The organism is Pedobacter sp., assembly GCF_965227205.1.
Classification (GTDB): domain Bacteria; phylum Bacteroidota; class Bacteroidia; order Sphingobacteriales; family Sphingobacteriaceae; genus Pedobacter.
Map to the genome: position 1 here is coordinate 1,377,198 of NZ_OZ245727.1, position 17,318 is coordinate 1,394,515.

Sequence of the window (17,318 nt, forward strand, 5' to 3'; positions counted from 1 at the left end):
ATGTGTAATTATTGAAATATAATGAGATAATGAACATTATAAAATCTTTCATATTTGGATAATATTATTAAGCTGGATAAATGCAGTAAATAATGTGCTAACCAAATTGATAAATAGAAAGGGAATTAATTTCCCGATTTATTAAAATCAGAACAAACCAAATATTATGAGTAAATTTTTACTTTGTGCACTATTTTTTCTAACGGTAAAAAGTTTAAGTGCGCAAACCTTTATAAATCCTTTGCTTCCTGCAGGTGCCGATCCTTATAGCTATTATAAAGATGGATTTTTCTATTATACTCATACTACTGGTAACCGAATCGAACTTTGGAAAAGCAAAACTTTAGAAGGATTGAAGGATGCGCCTCATAAAACCATTTGGAAAGCACCTGCAACCGGACCTTATTCAAAAGAAATTTGGGCACCAGAAGTAATGTTTTTACAAGGCAAATGGTACGCTTATTTTGCTGCTGATGATGGCAAAAATGCAAACCACAGAATGTATGTTCTGGAAAATGCATCTGCCGACCCAATGCTTGGAGAATGGGTTTTTAAAGGACAGATTACTGATAAAACCAATAAATGGGCAATTGATGGTGATGTAATCGCCATTAAAGACAAACTATACATGGTTTGGTCTGGTTGGGAAGGCGATACGAATGGAAAACAGGAAATTTACATTGCAAGGCTAAAAAACCCTTGGACTGTAGAATCAGAACGGGTTAAAATTTCATCGCCAGCTTACGATTGGGAAAAACATGGCGATTTAAATTCTGCTGATAATCCACCACATGTAGATGTTAACGAAGGACCACAATTTCTGGTTCGTGGAAACAAAATACACATCATTTATTCGGCAAGTGGTTGCTGGACTGACTTTTATGCGCTTGGAATGTTATCTGCTGATGTGAGCACTGATTTTCTAAATCCAAAATCATGGGTTAAACATTCAAAACCTCTTTTTGTAAAATCAGAAGAAAATAGCGTTTACGCACCGGGACATAATTCTTTTTTCAAATCTCCCGATGGAAAAGAAGATTGGATTTTGTACCACGCAAATGATAAACCAGGCCAAGGTTGTGGCGGATTTCGTTCGCCAAGAGCACAAAAATTTACCTGGAACAAAGACGGAACACCAAATTTTGGTATTCCTGTAAAAACAGGCGTAGCCATAAAAGCTCCGTCAGGTAAATAATCTAAAATAATTCTGAAGACTATTTTTAGCTAAAAGAACTAACCAAATATTAAAAATAAAATTATGAGAAAACCAATGATATAAGTGAAGATTGAAGGTAGTTAACAGGATGTTTTAACTATCTGGGCAACTCTGTACAAAGTTTTAACTAAAGCTTTTTATCGATTTGCTATCTAATTAATCAAACCTAAACCAATAACTGACCAAATATGAAATATAAAGCTTTACTACTAAAATTTATAGCGATATTATTTTTGCAGTTCATTATATCTGCCGGCTTTTACACAGTATCAAAGGCGAATAATGCTGAAGAACGAAAAAATCTTAAAAATAACCTAAAGTCGAAAGCATCAAAAAATAAATTTGATGTTACGATAACAGGTAAAATTGTCGATCAAAAAACAAACAACCCGATATCAGGAGCAACCATTAAAGTTAAAAACAGCACAACATCTGCAATAACTGATGAAAATGGTAATTACAAGATAACTGTACCAAATGAGCAGGCTGTTCTTGTTTTTTCTTACGTAGGATTTGAGTCGCAAGAAAAACTTGTTGGTGATTTGAAAACCATAAACATGTATTTAGTATCCTCACAATCAGATTTAGATGAGGTAATTGTTGTTGGTTACGGTACGCAGAAGAAAGCGGATGTAACTGGTTCTGTTGCAAGAGCAAATCTAGACGATTTCAGAAATTCGCCAACAACTAACGTGGCTAACCTTTTACAAGGAACTGTTCCGGGTTTAAATGTTGGGCAGGTAAACCGTGCAGGTGCTACGCCTGGAATCAGCATCAGGGGACAAAATACTTTAGGTGGAAACCAAAACGTATTAATTGTTTTGGATGGAGTACAATATAACGGATCTCTAACTTCAATTAATCCAGATGATATTTCGACTATTGATGTTTTAAAAGATGCCAGTGCTACAGCAGTTTATGGTGCACAGGCTGCAAATGGTGTAATTTTAATTACAAGTAGAAAAGGTGTTGCCGGAAGAACAAAGATCTCGTTTTCTTCGCAATACGCTACGCAAAAACCAAATATCGATTTAAAACCGATGGGCAGAGAAGAATATTTGAACAATATAAAATATTTACACTACGAGCAAGCATTTTTGGCGCCAACATTCACCCAGCCAAACCCGGCATTCGATTTAATTTCGAAAGTTGATGCATCAATGAAAGATTCGCAAGGAAACCTTTTACCTAATGATTTCAGCTGGTACGATGAAGCTACACGTACAGGAAATATTTTAGATAACAAATTGAGCGTATCTGGCGGCTCTGATAAAATTACTTATTTACTTTCTGGTAATCTGGTTAAAAATCAAGGATTTATTAATAACGATTTATTCAAGAGTAAAGGCATTAGAGCAAACATAGAAACTAAAGCGACCGATTGGCTTACTGTTGGTTTGCAATCGTTCGGGAGTTTTATTAATGAAGATGGCGTTGAGCCAAATTTTGCGCAAATTAACGCCATGTCGCCTTTAATTACACCTTATGACGCAAGTGGAAATTACAGAATTAATCCTTACAATACCAATTTAACAAATCCTTTCTTAAGCTACCAAGCTGATGATTTTGACCGTAAAAACTACTTTTTTGCTAATGTTTATGCCGTTGTACAATTACCTATTAAAGGCCTAAGCTATAAAGTTAATTTCGGTAATAATTATCGTGTAGAACTCAAAAATATCTTTAACAGATACGATGCTAATTTAACTGGTCAGGCATCCAAAGAGAACAACATTTATTACGACTATACATTTGATAATATCCTTACTTATAACAAAACTATTGGTAAACATAATTTCACTGGTACCTTACTTTATGGTGCAATAGAACGAGAAAATAGTTATACAAGGGCTTATTCTACAGGTTTTTCTAACGGAACCTTAGGTTATAATAATTTAGAACAGGGTACAAACAGGTTTGCTATCTCAAGCGCTTGGAATGAATCTTTGAACTATCAAATGTTTCGTTTGAATTATAATTTCGACAGTAAATACCTTTTCACAGGAACAATTAGAAGAGATGGTTTCTCTGGTTTTGCCGAAAATAATAAATATGGTGTTTTTCCATCTGCCTCATTTGGTTGGGATATTTCAAAAGAATCATTCTTCAAAGTTAATTGGGTTGATAATTTAAGATTAACCGCTGGTTATGGTGTTGCAGGAAATCAAACAACGAGATACTCATCTTTAGCAAGAGTTGGTTCTAGTGCTGCGTACGTTTTTGGTGATGGTGGTTCAACGCAGTTTGGCTCTCAGGTTAATTCACTTTCAAACCCTGATTTAAGATGGGAGCGTACTGGTGGTTTAAACCTTGCTTTAGATTTTGGTTTGTTCAAAAACAGATTAACTGGTAGAGTTGATTACTACAAAACTGAAACAACTGATTTATTATATTCTGTTAACATACCTGTAGTTACAGGTTTTGGTAGCATTTTAACCAATATCGGTCAGTTAGATAATCAAGGTATAGAGGTATCTTTAAACTCGAGAAATATTTCTTCTAATGATTTCCTTTGGACAACAACTTTAAACTTTTCTAGAAACACAAATAAAATTGTTAAACTTTTAGGCGATAAAAATGGCGATGGTATAGAAGATGATCTTCCGCAAAGTGGATTGTTTATCGGTCAGCCAACTGCCGTGATATTTGATTACCAGGTTAACGGTATCTGGAATGTCGGCGAGCAAATTCCGGCAGGTTATTCTCCTGGAACTTACAGAATTCTTGATCAAAATGGCGATGGTTTGATTAATGCTAACGACCGATTCATTTTAGGTAGTTCTGCACCTGCATACAGAATAAGTATGTTAAATAACTTCCAGTATAAAAACTTCACTTTAACCGTGTTTTTAAATTCAATTCAAGGTGGAAGCAAATCTTATTTGGCAGGCAATACGCCACGTAGAATTAGAGATGATAATGCCATTCGCGATAATTATTTAAGCGGGGTAGATTTCTGGTCGCCAGATAATCCTAATGGAAAATATCCACGTTCTATTGTCGCAGCAACTTTGCAGCCATCATTATATCAAAATAGAAGTTTTATCAGATTACAAGATGTATCGCTTTCGTACAAGTTTACAGGCAAATTTATCGAACGCATGAAATTGCAAAATCTTAATGTTTTTGTAAGCGGAAGAAATTTAGCAACCTGGACAGATTGGGAAGGATGGGACCCTGAAACAACAATTGACGGAAGAACACAAGGATTGACTAACGATGGAAGACCTGTGTTTAAAGGCTACTCAGTTGGACTTAACGTTACATTTTAATTTAAAACGACATGAAAAAGATTTTTATAGCAGTAGTTTGTGTTTTAACAAGCATCAGTTTTTCTTGTAAGAAAACCTTTTTAGATGAGAAACCACTCGATTTCCTGAGTACGACAAATGCTTATACCAGTACTAGCGATTTCAATGCAGCAGTTAATAATTTATATTCGAGGGTTAGACTTGAGTTTTACAGCAGTGGAGAACAACGCCCATTTGATTATGTATTTGGTACAGATTTAGTTTTTGATGGACAGCCCGCTGCAACTAGACATACAAATATGGTTGCCGCTTATTCGCCATTAAGCACGGAAATTCCGCTAATTCACTGGACTTCTCTTTACAAAATTATAGCAGAATCAAATACCATTTTAGATAGAATTCCATCTTCGGCAATGTCTGCAACAGATAAAACCTTAATGGAAGCCAGAGCTAGATTTTTTAGAGGCATGGCTTATCGTACACTCGCATATCTTTATGGAGGTGTGCCTTTAAATACGAGCGAAGTTTTATCTCCAAAAACAGATTATGCAAGAGCAACAAAAGCTGCTGTACTTGATCAGGTTATTACGGATTTAAAATTTGCATCAACCAACTTACCTGCAATTAATGCTGTACAAGATGGACAAATAAATAATCTTGCTGCTTTTCACTTACTATCTGAAGTATATTTAGCAGCCGGACAGTTTCAAAATGCGGTAGATGCAGCAACTTCAGTTATTAGCAATCCGAATGTTGGTTTAATGAGAACCAGGTTTGGCGTAAAACAATCTGATGCGACTAAAAACGTTTATTGGGATTTATTTCAACAAGGCAACCAAAACAGAAAAAACGGAACCAATCGCGAAGGTCTTTGGGTAGTTCAGTTTGAAACTGATGTTCCGGGTGGAGGTACAGTTTCTACAGGTATTGGTGGTTCTTATCAATTCGAACGCCATTTTGCACCGCAGTTTTTAAATTTTAGATTAGCAGGAAGCAGCGTACAACCATTTTTATATCCAATTAGCGATTATACAGGCGGAAGAGGTATTGGCTGGGCAATTCCAACAAAATATTTTTCTGATGTAATTTGGGCAAGCGATTTCAATAACGATTTAAGAAATGCACCGTTTAATTTTGTTAGAGAGTTTAAGGTAACAAATCCTGCACACCCAAGATTTGGTCAAACCATTTCAACAATAACACCACCAGCGGGAATTACTGTGCCAAGAAGAGATTTTTATGCTTTCCAATCGAAAGTAACTACGCCCGGAGATCATCCGGATGGTATGTTCGAAAACAAGGCAACTTTACTGCTAAAAGCCAGTGCAGGCGCAACTTATGCAGATCAATATATGTTCAGATTAGCTGAAACCTACTTGTTAAGAGCTGAAGCATACCTTGGTCTTTCCCAACTGGCAAACGCAGCGGCAGATATTAATGCAGTTAGAAGTCGTTCAAACGCATCAGATGTTTTGCCTGCAAATGTTAACATCGATTATATTTTAGATGAGCGTATGCGTGAATTAGGTTCAGAAGAAAAAAGAAGAATAACATTAATGAGGTTAGGTTTAGTATTCGATAGGGTCAAAAGATTTAATCCATACTATACCGACATTTTACCAACTTATAATGTTTGGCCAATACCCGCATCAGAAATTGAACGCAACAATGGTGTAAAGCTAGAGCAAAATCCAGGATATTAACTGTTTTCTAGCCTTATTGCTATAACCATCTAAAGCATTTGATGAAAGGATTATAACTTTTATTGAATGTTTTAGGTGGTTTTTGTTTATCGCCCAATTAAACTTACGAAGTCTAATGAAACGGTGCTCAGGAGACTTCGTAAGTTTGGCCTAAAAGCAAAACCACCAAAGTTTGCGCTTCGACTTTTTGGACGTTAGAAAGCTCTCTTTCACTACACTCATATTAGCTTTTATCAAAAGTCAGATAAAATAAAACGGTATAATAATGTCTGTAAATCAGTTGCTTATATCCCATTAAATTAATTTATTTTAAAAAAGATACAATTAAGTGTAACACTTTTTAATAAGTTGCGACTAGAGTATAGAAACATATTAAATATTGAAACATTAAAGCTCTTGCATTGCCACCTTTAGAAACGATATCAGATGAGTATTTAATAGAATTATGCCTCAATGGGCGTGATGAAGGCTATACTGGCTTATACAACCGCTACGCAAGGCAGGTGTATAACTCCATTAGCAGAATTGTTAGCCATAGTGGCGAGGCAGAAGATATTTTGCAAGATACTTTTTGTGCAGTATTTAGCGAAGTAGGCAAATTAGCAAATGTTTCTAGTGTGGAAGCATGGGTGAGGAGATTAGCTATAAATCGTTCTATCTCTCACATCAGAAGAAGAAAGATAACTTTCTCTGATTTAGGTGAAATGGATTTGCCAGATGAAGTTGAAGATAATGTAAAAGCAGATATTTTTGATTCGAAGGTGGAAGATGTTAAAAAAAGTATTGAAGAGCTACCAGAAGGATACAAAACTATCGTTAACCTTCACATTTTTGAAAAGCTTACACACGAGGAAATTGCCGTAATGCTCGATTTAACGTCTACTAACGTAAGAACGCAGTACCACAGAGCAAAAAAGAAGATTTTGTTATCATTAAAAGATAAATGTTATTATGAGTGATGAGATAAAAGATTTTGTAGAAAGAAATAGGGCGGAGTTTGATCATCTTGATGCTCCGGCTTTTGATTTAGCTCGTTTTAAGAAAACACTTCCTAAAAAGGAAGAAGCGATAATTAAAAAGTTGCCATTTTACAAGTCGCCGAAATGGTTGGCAGCAGCTTGTGTATTAGTTGTAGTTGCTACAAGCTGGTTTGTGTATCAACAGGATAAAGAAACTGAAGTTGTTTACACAAAAACAAAACCAGTAGAAAAGAAAAGTAATAATACACTTCCTGAGGCAATTGAAAATGAAGTAGCACCAAAGGAAAAACCTACTGAAAATATTGCTTTTGTTAGTTTGGATAAAACACCACAGCAAAAACCAACAGCAATATCAAACAGTGCTGATGATTATAAAGGCTTAAGAGACAGTACTTCTGCCAGTATGAGGTTATTAACCATTATGGAGATTGAAAAATCTGACAAGATGAATAATAAAGTGCTCGATATGCTTGCTCAAACCTTAAACCATGATGGGAATACAAATGTAAGACTTGCTGCTTTAACTGTTTTACAGAAATACAGCTTTGATGGTCACGCATCTTCATTATTGGTAAAATCTTTAGATAAACAAAGCGACCCAGTTGTTCAGCTTGGGTTAATCAGTCAGCTTGGAAAAATGAAAAATGTAAATATTGATGAAAAACTTTACGCTCTTGCAAATAATCCGGAAACATTTGTAGCCGTAAGGGACGAAGCCAATAAAATACTTTTAAATCAAGACAAATTATAAAAATTATTAAAACAAATAGAAATTATGAAAAAGCAATTTATCGTTCTTTTTTCTTTGCTTGCCGTAACATTATCTGCATCAGCACAGAAAGAATACAAATTAAGTAAATCAACAGGCCAATTAAATATTAATGTATCGGGAGCTATAATAGAAGGTTACAATGGAAATGAAATCGTTTTTTCAATACCTACACGTAAGACTGAAGTGGTAGATGAGAGAGCTAAAGGATTAAGGGTAATTACAGGTTCTGGCTTTGTAGATAATACAGGTTTAGGGATTGATGTAGCCGAAAAAGGCTCGGAAATTGCAGTAAATACAGTTGATAAAAATCTTGAGGGCATTTTAACCATTAAAGTTCCTCAAAATATTAAAGTTAAATTTTCAAATCAAAGCAACATGTATCATAGCGATTTGATATTGAAAAACCTTAAAAATGAAATCGAAATTTCTACAAGCTACAATAAAATCAAGCTTGAAAATAATAGTGGCCCAATGAGCATTAAATCACTATTTGGAGATATTGATGCAACATTCCAAAATGAAATCAAAGGCCCTGTTTCAATCGTTTCAGTTTATGGCCACGTAGATGTTCTTTTACCTACTAGCGTAAAAGCAAATGTAGAACTTTCATCGGGTTATGGTAAGTTATATGCTGCTGAAGAACTTAAAATTGCAATTGATAGAACTGAAAGAATCGAAAAAGCGCAAACAGAATCTAGTGCATTTGCAACAGGTATAAGAAACACTGTGAATGGTGTTAAAATAAGTGAGGGTGTTACTACCTTATTAACTGGAAAAAATAGTTCTGGTGCTACAACAATTTCTGGCTTGGGTTTAGCTGCTTATGGTGGCCGTAGTTCTGAAGATATTAAAGGAACAATTAACGGTGGCGGAAGCAATCTGGTTTTAAAATCTAGCTACGATAATGTTTACCTACGCGTAAAATAGTTTCTGTTCAATTCTAAAGGCTCTTTATTGCATCTCTGCAAAACGCTGAGCCACTAAACAATTTTAATTATGAAACCAATATTATGTTGGCTGTTTACAGCCTTAGTGCCTTGTATTGCCTTTTCTCAAAGTAAAATCAATAAAAATTATCAGGTTAGCAAAGGACAAACTGTAGCTTTTCATTTCGATTATCCGAAAACAATACGTTTTAGTACCTGGGATAAAAACGAGGTTTCGGTAGAAGCATCTGTAAAAATAGATGGGGTTGAAGAAAACAATGTTTTTACCATCGAAAAAAGTGAATCTGACGGTAAACTTATGATAAAAAACACCATCGATATGGATAAAATACCTTACAGCTATTTTGTAAGTGTTGATGGGATTAAACATCGTTTTACAAAAAAAGCCGATATGGATTTGTTTATGAAAGAGCAAAACGGCAAGGTTAAATCAAACTATCAGACAAAAGACATAGAAATTATTATTGATGTTAAAGTACCTGCAAATATTAATACCGAAGTTACTTCAGTTTATGGAGTGGTAGAATTGCAGGATTTTAAAGGACCGATAAAAGTTGAAGCTACTTATGGCGGAATTGACGCTAAGCTAAACCAGCAATTAATTGGCAAACTAAAAATGACCAATCGCTTTGGGAAAATATATACCAATTTAACTTTAAAACAAAATGAAATTAGGGAAGAGCGCTTTTATACCGCAATAAATGCTACTCCCGGACAAGGTTCAAGCTACGATTTGAATTCATCTTATGGTAATATTTATTTAAGGAATCCTTAAGTTTTTAATCTATTTTTGTGGATTAGCACTAGTACAATTGAAATAAATTTTAAGTTGATGCAACGTTTTAATTATTCGAGCGTCTTCTATTAAATTGTACTTGCGCTAATCCCTTATTGTTTAATATCTACCCTAACCATTACATGCGAAATCCTAAATTACCAACGCTCAACAAGAGATGTTTTCAAATCTGTCTTTTGTTACTTATCTCTCTATTCTTCAACAAAACTTTCGGTCAAACTTCAGTAAATGTAAAAGGCGAAGTTATTGACTCCGCTTCCAAAAAGCCGATTGAATTTATTACGCTAGCCATAAAAAAGGATGGTACTGTAATTAAAACCACTGTAACATCTGAAAAAGGTTTATTCGAATTCAGCAACATTGCTGCTGGAAAATATACTTTAACGGCAATTGCTGTCGGTTACAACAGTAAAACTTTAAACTTCGAATTAAACGAAGCTAAAAACACTTTCGATGCTGGTAAAATCAGTATCCCATCACAAGTAAATAATCTAAGTGAGGTTTCAGTAAGCGCCATGCGACCTGTTATAAAACAGGAAGTTGATAGAATTAGCTACGACATACAAGCCGACCCGGAAAGCAAAGTTTTAACTGCTTTAGATATGATGCGTAAAGTTCCATTATTATCTTTAGATGCTGATGATAACATTAAGCTAAAGGGCAGTGGAAACTACAAAATCCTGATAAACGGAAAACCATCGAGTATGGTTGCTCGTAGTCCGAAAGATGTATTACGCAGTATGCCTGCATCATCTATCCAAAAAATAGAGGTTATTACCACACCACCAGCTAAATACGATAGTGAAGGTTTATCTGGTATTATCAACATCATCACAAACAAAAAAATAGATAATGGTTACAATGGAAGTTTAAATCTTCGTCACCAATTTCCTGTTGGTGGTCCTGGTATTGGGGGTTTTGTAACCGTTAAGCAGGGTAAATTCGGAATCACCGCTTACGGAGGTACTGGTTTTTATTCTTCGCCAGAAACAGAAAATGTAAATACGAGGATAACTTCTGGAAGTAGTCCATCAGAATTATCTAATATCGGAAGAAGAAAATTTGATAACAATTATCGTTACGGTGGTGCAGAACTGAGTTTTGAAATTGATACTTTAAATTTAGTAACAGCCGAAATAAATCCATACAGCGGATATAATAAATCGACCAATAATCAGATTTTCAGATTGAGTTCTCCTACACAGGTTACAGCGTACGATTTATTAAGTCGAAACCGATTCGATTGGAACGGATTGGATATGACTTTAAACTATCAACTTGGATTTAAAAGTAACAAAGAACGCTTATTAACTTTTTCATACAAGTATAATAATGGAGGAAGTCCACAGAAAAATGATTTAACCTTTTCAAATCGTCAGAATTACACAGAACCAAATTACATTCAGGAGAACGACAGCCGTTCAAAAGAACAAACCATTCAATTAGATTATGTTCATCCTGTTGGGAAATTAAATATTGAAGGTGGTTTAAAAGGAATTTTAAGAGATAATAACAGTAATTTCGAATACAGACAGTTTAATAATGCTACAGGAGAGTATCAGATTCTACCATCAAGAACTAATATTTTCGATAATAACCAAGATGTAATTGGTGCATATAACTCTTACTCTTACAACTTAACCAATTGGGGTTTTAAAGCTGGTGTACGTATTGAAGAAACTTTTGTAAAGGCTGATTTTATTAGTAATGCATCAAATGTAAATACCGATTATTTCAATATTATTCCATCATTCTCTGTAAACCGCAAGTTTAAAAATCAAAGTAATTTAAATTTTGGTTTTACACAGCGTATAGAGCGTCCGGGAATTGATAATCTGAATCCTTTTGTAGATAGATCTATACCAAATTACGAATCAACAGGTAATCCGGATTTGGAAGCGGTTTTAAGTAATAATTTTGAATTGACCTACAGCAGGTTTAAAACGGGCTCAATAAATGTTGGCTTGGGCTATAGTTTTGCAAACAATACCATTCAAAATATTTCAATTTATAATGATGCTGATAAAATTACCCGTACAACTTTTGCCAACATTGGTAGAAATAAAAACTTAAACACGAACATTAATATTAATTATCCTCTAACAAAAAAATGGAATTTAAGCCTTAGCGGAAATGTTGGTTACGTTTGGTTAGAAGGTGCGATTAATGGTGTTATAACTAAAAATGATGGCTTGAATGGCTATTTTTATATGAATACGGGCTATAAATTTGAAAAGGAATGGCGTGCAAACGCTAGTTTTAATTATAGTTCTGCAGATGTGCTTTTGCAAGGACGTTCTGGAGAGTATTACTATATGTCGTTTAGTGGAAGTAAAGAAATTATAAAAGATAAACTTACAATATCTGCAGGTGTGAATAATCCATTTATAAAATACAGGATTTATGAAACCTTAACTGAAGGACCAAATTTTACCCAGCGTTATCGCGGCGAAAACTACAACCGTTCTTTTAACATGAGTTTGAACTGGAAGTTTGGAAAGTTAAAAGATTCGATTAAGAAAAACCAGCGTAGTATAAGCAATGATGATGTGAAATCTAGCGGAAGCAAATCTGGAAGTTAATTCTCAATAACAACAAAAGCCCTTTTTAGGGCTTTTGTTGCTTGAATTCAAATAATAATATTAAAAGCTTATTTATTAATCAAGCTATCCACTTCCTTGTTAAATTCTTCAACAAAGGCGGTATAGAATTTCCCTGTTGCCGGACCGCTATATCCTGTATGGATTTTAGCAACTTCACCTTTTTTATTTATAAAAATGGTTGTGGGAAATGATAAGAAATTATTTAATGCAGGAAGCGATTCCGCCACCAGTTTTTTATCAGGTTTTCCGGCTACAACCTGGTCGTATTCAATGCCGAACTTTTCACGAAAGCCGTTCAACGCTTTTTTTACATAAGCCGAGTCTAATTGTCTTTCGTAATGAATGGCTATAACCTCAATACCTCTTTTGCGATTTTCTTTGTACCAAGGTGCTATAAACGAAGCCTCATCTACACAGTTAGGGCACCAGGTTCCAGTTATGGTTAAAATTACCGGCTTACCTTTATACTTTTCATCTTTCAGAGAGATTTTTTTACCGTTTACATCCGGAAATGAAAAATCTAAAGTTTTGTAACCTTCTTTAAGATAGGTGAGTTTATAAGCATCTGGTAATTCTGCATTTTGGTTTTGAATACCATTAAATGCAATGCTTCCCCGAGCGTTTACCGATTCACCTACAATTTCCTTATTATTCGAAAATGTACCTTTATAATAGGAAGGAGTGGAGCCAATAAAGCTAGATAAGTAAAAATTATTTCCTTCAACTACACCTTCTAAATAACGTGAATCGCCAGTTATTCTTAAAAAAGTACCTGTTAATTTACTTCCGGTTTGCTGAAATACACCAACTGTTTTTTCGTCAGTTCCACTTGGGCTTTTAAAAACCACATCATACGTTCCAGAAAAATCAGCAGCTGGTTTTGCTCCTGATGGCTTAAACCTGAAGTTTTCGCCTTTTTTTGCCACAACAGCAATTGGTTTTCCGGAGTTATCTTGTTTCCTTAGTGTGCCTATTAAAGAGTCACCATTAATTTTAAATGCAAGTTCATTATCAAACTGATCTATTTTTATTTTAACAGAATCGCCTGTTTGGTAAACTTTCCCTCCGTCAAATCTTTCTTCAGCATTAAGGAACGTTATTTTGTCTTTATCAATCTCGAAATTAAAAGGAACTTCAAATCCTGGTTTTATTTTGAAAACACCTCGATAATTACCATTCGCATTAACAGGAGTTTTTACTTTTGCTGTGGATGCTTTGTTTTGTGCTATTGCTGTTGTTATGCTAAAGCCTAAGCTTATTGCTAACAATGTATACTTAATATTCATGTAGGGTGATTTATTATATCGGCATCAAAGGTAAGCATCGTTTGCCGGAAGAAATAATATTTTCAATAAAATCTATAGAATTTATAGACTATTAAATTTTTATACTATATTTGCACCAGTTATTTACAAATGCTTATCGAGAAAGGTGGAGGGAATGGCCCTTTGAAACCTTAGCAACCAGCTTATTTTAAGTATGGTGCTAATTCCAACCCTTAATGGGGGTAGTTAAGTCAGTTTGATGCTAAAAGAATATTGATGTCAATATATGAGAGCACTTCTGATTTTTCGGAAGTGCTTTTTTTGTAAAAGTATTTCTAAGTATTAAACCGATTTGCATTTTAAATGCTGTTAAATAATGTATAAATGAAAAAATCTAACGAGCAAAAATCCAAAACTGCAGCAGTTTTAAAAAGCTGTAAAACCATTCGAATGTGCAACGAGCTGTGTTGTAGTTCATAATTTCTGACGCTAAGCCAAAATCTAAAATCAAATTTAATGTCATTCAAAAAATCGCCGTTGCAGCGAAGTGGCATTGCTTTGTCCAAAAATTAAAAATTTAACTAATCATCACTAATTAATTAATCATGTTTAAAAAAGTTAGGCATTCGGCAATACTATTTTTGCTTTTGCTATCTACACTTGCTTATGCACAAAATGTTACTATTTCCGGAACTGTTAAAGATGCTACAGGCGAGGCTTTACCGGGCGTTTCTGTATTTGTTAAAGGCACAAAACAAGCTGTAATCACTAATAATGAAGGTGTTTTTACAATCGGTGTAAGCGGAAAAGCTACACTTGTTTTCTCTTATATAGGATACACCACTAAAGAAGTAGAAGTTTCTGGAAGTTCCCCAGCATTATCTGTTGTTTTAAGTGATGCCAATAACGCACTTGATGAAGTTGTTGTTACTGCTTTAGGTATATCCAGACAGAAAAAATCACTGGGTTATGCTGTGCAGGAACTAAAGGGCGAAAATTTAGCTGAAGCTAAGGAAACGAACCTGGTAAATGCACTTGCAGGTAAGGTAGCAGGTGTAAGGGTAACAAATAGTCAAGGCGATATGGGTTCTTCAAGAATTGTAATTCGTGGAGAAACTTCAATTTCTGGTAACAACCAACCACTTTTTGTTATCGATGGTATTCCGGTAGATAACTCTCAGCTTAATTCAGCCGGGGCAAGGGATTACGCCAATACTATTTCAGATATCAATCCGAACGATATTGAATCGATGAGTGTTTTAAAAGGACCAAATGCTGCGGCTTTATATGGTTCTCGTGCTGCTGCAGGTGTAATCATTATTAAAACCAAATCTGGTAAAACAAAGAAAGGCTTAGGCGTAACTTTCAACTCTAATGCGGTGATTGAAGGCTTACTTACACTTCCAAAATATCAAAACGTTTTCGGACAAGGATCTGAAGGGAAATTTAGTTATGTTGATGGAAAAGGTGCAGGAGTAAATGATGGGGTAGACGAAAGTTGGGGCCCAAGAATGAACGGACAGCTTATACCTCAGTTTTATTCAAAAGGCGTAGCTGTTCCATTTGAGGCACATCCAGATAATGTTCGAGATTTTTTTGAAACCGGTTATGCTTTAACAAATGGTGTAGCCATTGAAGATGCCAGCGAAAAATTTGATTACCGATTATCTTATAATAATTTAAAACAGGTTGGTGTTGTTCCAAACTCCGGACAAGGAAAAAACTCCTTCGCTTTAAATACAACTTTAAGAATTAATCCAAAATTAAGTTTAACAGCTAATGCAAATTATAGCAAGCTCGGTTCTGATAATTTACCCGGAACAGGCGGCTCTCGTTCTACCAGTACAATGCTTCAGTTTACCTGGTTCGGTAGACAAGTAGATATTAATCGTCTGAAAAACTATATTGATGAAAACGGGAATACCTTTAACTGGAACAATAGCTATTACAGCAATCCATATTGGGTAGCGTATGAAAATACAGTTTCTCAAAACAGAAACCGAATAATTGGTAGCATCGGCTTAAATTATAAGATTATCGAGGGTCTGAATTTTAACTTCCGTACCGGAACTGATTATTATAACGACCGACGTAAAATTAGAATTGCCTACGGTACAAACGGTACGCCATTTGGTTCTTATACTGAAAGTGCTTTCACTGTTAACGAAAACAATACTGACGCAACCTTAAATTATACCAAACAACTTAATGATGATTTTAGCTTAGAGGCATTATTAGGTACAAACATTCGTTCTCGGTATATTGAGCAAAATGACCAGAGCGCACCAAGGTTAGCGGTTGCGGGTTTATACACACTAAGCAATTCAAGAGACCCGTTAACATCATCAAATAATTACAGCAAGTTGAAATCTTACAGTGGTTATGCGTCGGCACAAATTGGTTTCAGAAATTACCTTTTTGCTAACATTACTGCTCGTAACGATTGGTCGTCTACGCTTCCTGCTCAAAACAGATCTTATTTCTATCCATCATTTAACGGAAGTTTTGTATTAACCGAAGCATTTGATATTAAGAGCGATGTGCTTGATTATGCTAAGCTAAGAGGTGGATGGTCTAAAGTGGGTAAAGATGCAGATCCTTATCGCTTAATTAATACTTATGGTTTCGGTGCGCCATTTGGCAGCAATCCACAACTTACAGCATCTACTACAGATCTTAATCCGGATTTAAAACCAGAAACCACAACATCATCAGAATTTGGTGCCGAGGCGGTTTTCTTTAAAAGACGCTTACGTTTCGATATTAGTTTATACAATACTAATAGTTACGACCAAATTTTAAGTGTTGATGTGAGTCCGAGTACGGGATTCAGATCGAAACTGCTTAACGCTGGAAAAATCAATAACAAAGGGATTGAAGTTCAGCTAGGTATCACGCCAGTTAAAAAAGCTTTTGTTTGGGATGTTGATGTAAACTATGCCGCTAACCGCAGTAAAGTAATTGAGCTTGATAAAGCAGGTTTACTGCAAAATTATGTAGTTGCAACTAATTCAGCACAAGTAATTGCAGCTGTTGGTCAGCCATACGGAACACTTTTTGGTAACGCTTTTTTAAGAGATGGTAGTGGAAATATTGTAGTAAATGCTACAGGTGCCCCACAAACCGATCCAACCAAAAGGGTTTTAGGTAAATACACTCCAGATTGGATAGGAGGAATTTCGAATACTTTTACCTATAAAGGTGTAAGCTTAGGCGTTTTAATCGATGCAAGTTTTGGTGGTTCAATTTATAACGGAACATACGCAACCGGAACTTATACAGGTGTTTTAGCTTCAACTTTACCAGGTCGTGGAGCAGAGTTTGGTGGTATTTCTTATTACTATCCAGGTAACTTAAAAGCAAACGGAACAGTAATCGTAACTGCAAGTAACGCGGCTCCAGCAGGTGTTACTGTTTATGATGATGGTATGATATTCGATGGTGTAACTGCCGATGGAAAAAAGAATGAGAAAATTCTTCCTGCGCAGCAGTATTACAAATCTTTCCGTACGATAGATGAAGCAAACATTTTCGATGCTTCTTATGTAAAACTTCGTGAAGTAAGGTTAAGCTACAACCTTCCGGCAAAATGGTTAAAGCCATTAAGTTTACAAGGTGTTTCTGTTGCACTTGTAGGTAGAAATCTTGCAATTCTTCATCGTAATGTTACCGATATCGACCCGGAAGTTGCATTTAACACCGGAAACGGTCAAGGTTTAGAAAGCCTTTCGAACCCAACCACTCGTACCTATGGTATAAATCTTAACATCAAATTCTAAAATCAC

The 17,318-nt window shown here is 35.2% G+C and carries 10 protein-coding genes and 1 riboswitch; of the genes, 9 read left to right on the forward strand and 1 reads right to left on the reverse strand.

The features are described 5' to 3' along the window. Positions 1–166 precede the first annotated feature (166 nt). The 8 genes from ACO05K_RS05860 to ACO05K_RS05895 all read left to right on the forward strand — a co-directional run bounded on the left by ACO05K_RS05860 (position 167) and on the right by ACO05K_RS05895 (position 12,247). A complete protein-coding gene (locus ACO05K_RS05860) occupies positions 167–1,195 on the forward strand; it encodes a family 43 glycosylhydrolase (RefSeq protein ID WP_421943520.1) in 1,029 nt (342 codons plus the stop codon). 209 nt (positions 1,196–1,404) lie between these two features. After that, positions 1,405–4,488, forward strand: a complete 3,084-nt coding sequence (locus tag ACO05K_RS05865) for a SusC/RagA family TonB-linked outer membrane protein (RefSeq protein ID WP_421943521.1) — start codon at positions 1,405–1,407, stop codon at positions 4,486–4,488. Positions 4,489–4,499: 11 nt separating this feature from the next. Beyond that, positions 4,500–6,170 (forward strand): RagB/SusD family nutrient uptake outer membrane protein, encoded by a 1,671-nt coding sequence (locus tag ACO05K_RS05870; protein WP_421943522.1) that lies wholly within the window; start codon positions 4,500–4,502, stop codon positions 6,168–6,170. A gap of 401 nt (positions 6,171–6,571) precedes the next feature. Next, positions 6,572–7,129, forward strand: coding sequence for an RNA polymerase sigma factor (locus ACO05K_RS05875; protein WP_421943523.1), 558 nt, complete (start codon positions 6,572–6,574; stop codon positions 7,127–7,129). Continuing rightward, positions 7,122–7,901, forward strand: a complete 780-nt coding sequence (locus ACO05K_RS05880; RefSeq protein WP_421943524.1) for a hypothetical protein — start codon at positions 7,122–7,124, stop codon at positions 7,899–7,901. Before ACO05K_RS05875 ends, ACO05K_RS05880 begins: the two co-directional genes overlap by 8 nt. A gap of 24 nt (positions 7,902–7,925) precedes the next feature. Then, positions 7,926–8,849, forward strand: a complete 924-nt coding sequence (locus ACO05K_RS05885; protein WP_421943525.1) for a DUF4097 family beta strand repeat-containing protein — start codon at positions 7,926–7,928, stop codon at positions 8,847–8,849. A gap of 69 nt (positions 8,850–8,918) precedes the next feature. Continuing rightward, positions 8,919–9,644, forward strand: a complete 726-nt coding sequence (locus ACO05K_RS05890) for a hypothetical protein (RefSeq protein WP_421943526.1) — start codon at positions 8,919–8,921, stop codon at positions 9,642–9,644. Between the two features lie 197 nt (positions 9,645–9,841). Beyond that, on the forward strand, positions 9,842–12,247 hold the full coding sequence (locus ACO05K_RS05895) for an outer membrane beta-barrel family protein (RefSeq protein WP_421943527.1): 2,406 nt from the start codon (positions 9,842–9,844) through the stop codon (positions 12,245–12,247). Between the two features lie 68 nt (positions 12,248–12,315). Here ACO05K_RS05895 and ACO05K_RS05900 read toward each other — a convergent pair whose 3' ends face one another. Beyond that, positions 12,316–13,554 (reverse strand): peroxiredoxin family protein, encoded by a 1,239-nt coding sequence (locus ACO05K_RS05900; protein WP_421943528.1) that lies wholly within the window; start codon positions 13,552–13,554, stop codon positions 12,316–12,318. Positions 13,555–13,684: 130 nt separating this feature from the next. After that, a riboswitch (SAM riboswitch) is annotated at positions 13,685–13,786 on the forward strand. Positions 13,787–14,138: 352 nt separating this feature from the next. Between ACO05K_RS05900 and ACO05K_RS05905 the strand changes: the two genes are divergently transcribed. After that, the gene (locus tag ACO05K_RS05905; protein ID WP_421943529.1) at positions 14,139–17,312 is read left to right on the forward strand and encodes a SusC/RagA family TonB-linked outer membrane protein; all 3,174 of its coding nucleotides are present in this window, start codon (positions 14,139–14,141) and stop codon (positions 17,310–17,312) included. Positions 17,313–17,318 lie beyond the last annotated feature (6 nt).

Excerpts from the sequence above, each read along its gene's own strand:
- ACO05K_RS05865 (WP_421943521.1), top strand. The coding sequence starts at position 1,405 with ATGAAATATAAAGCTTTACTACTAAAATTTATAGCGATATTATTTTTG.
- ACO05K_RS05870 (WP_421943522.1), top strand. The coding sequence starts at position 4,500 with ATGAAAAAGATTTTTATAGCAGTAGTTTGTGTTTTAACAAGCATCAGT.
- ACO05K_RS05860 (WP_421943520.1), top strand. The coding sequence starts at position 167 with ATGAGTAAATTTTTACTTTGTGCACTATTTTTTCTAACGGTAAAAAGT.
- ACO05K_RS05885 (WP_421943525.1), top strand. The coding sequence starts at position 7,926 with ATGAAAAAGCAATTTATCGTTCTTTTTTCTTTGCTTGCCGTAACATTA.
- ACO05K_RS05905 (WP_421943529.1), top strand. The coding sequence starts at position 14,139 with ATGTTTAAAAAAGTTAGGCATTCGGCAATACTATTTTTGCTTTTGCTA.
- ACO05K_RS05900 (WP_421943528.1), bottom strand. The coding sequence starts at position 13,554 with ATGAATATTAAGTATACATTGTTAGCAATAAGCTTAGGCTTTAGCATA.
- ACO05K_RS05890 (WP_421943526.1), top strand. The coding sequence starts at position 8,919 with ATGAAACCAATATTATGTTGGCTGTTTACAGCCTTAGTGCCTTGTATT.
- ACO05K_RS05880 (WP_421943524.1), top strand. The coding sequence starts at position 7,122 with ATGAGTGATGAGATAAAAGATTTTGTAGAAAGAAATAGGGCGGAGTTT.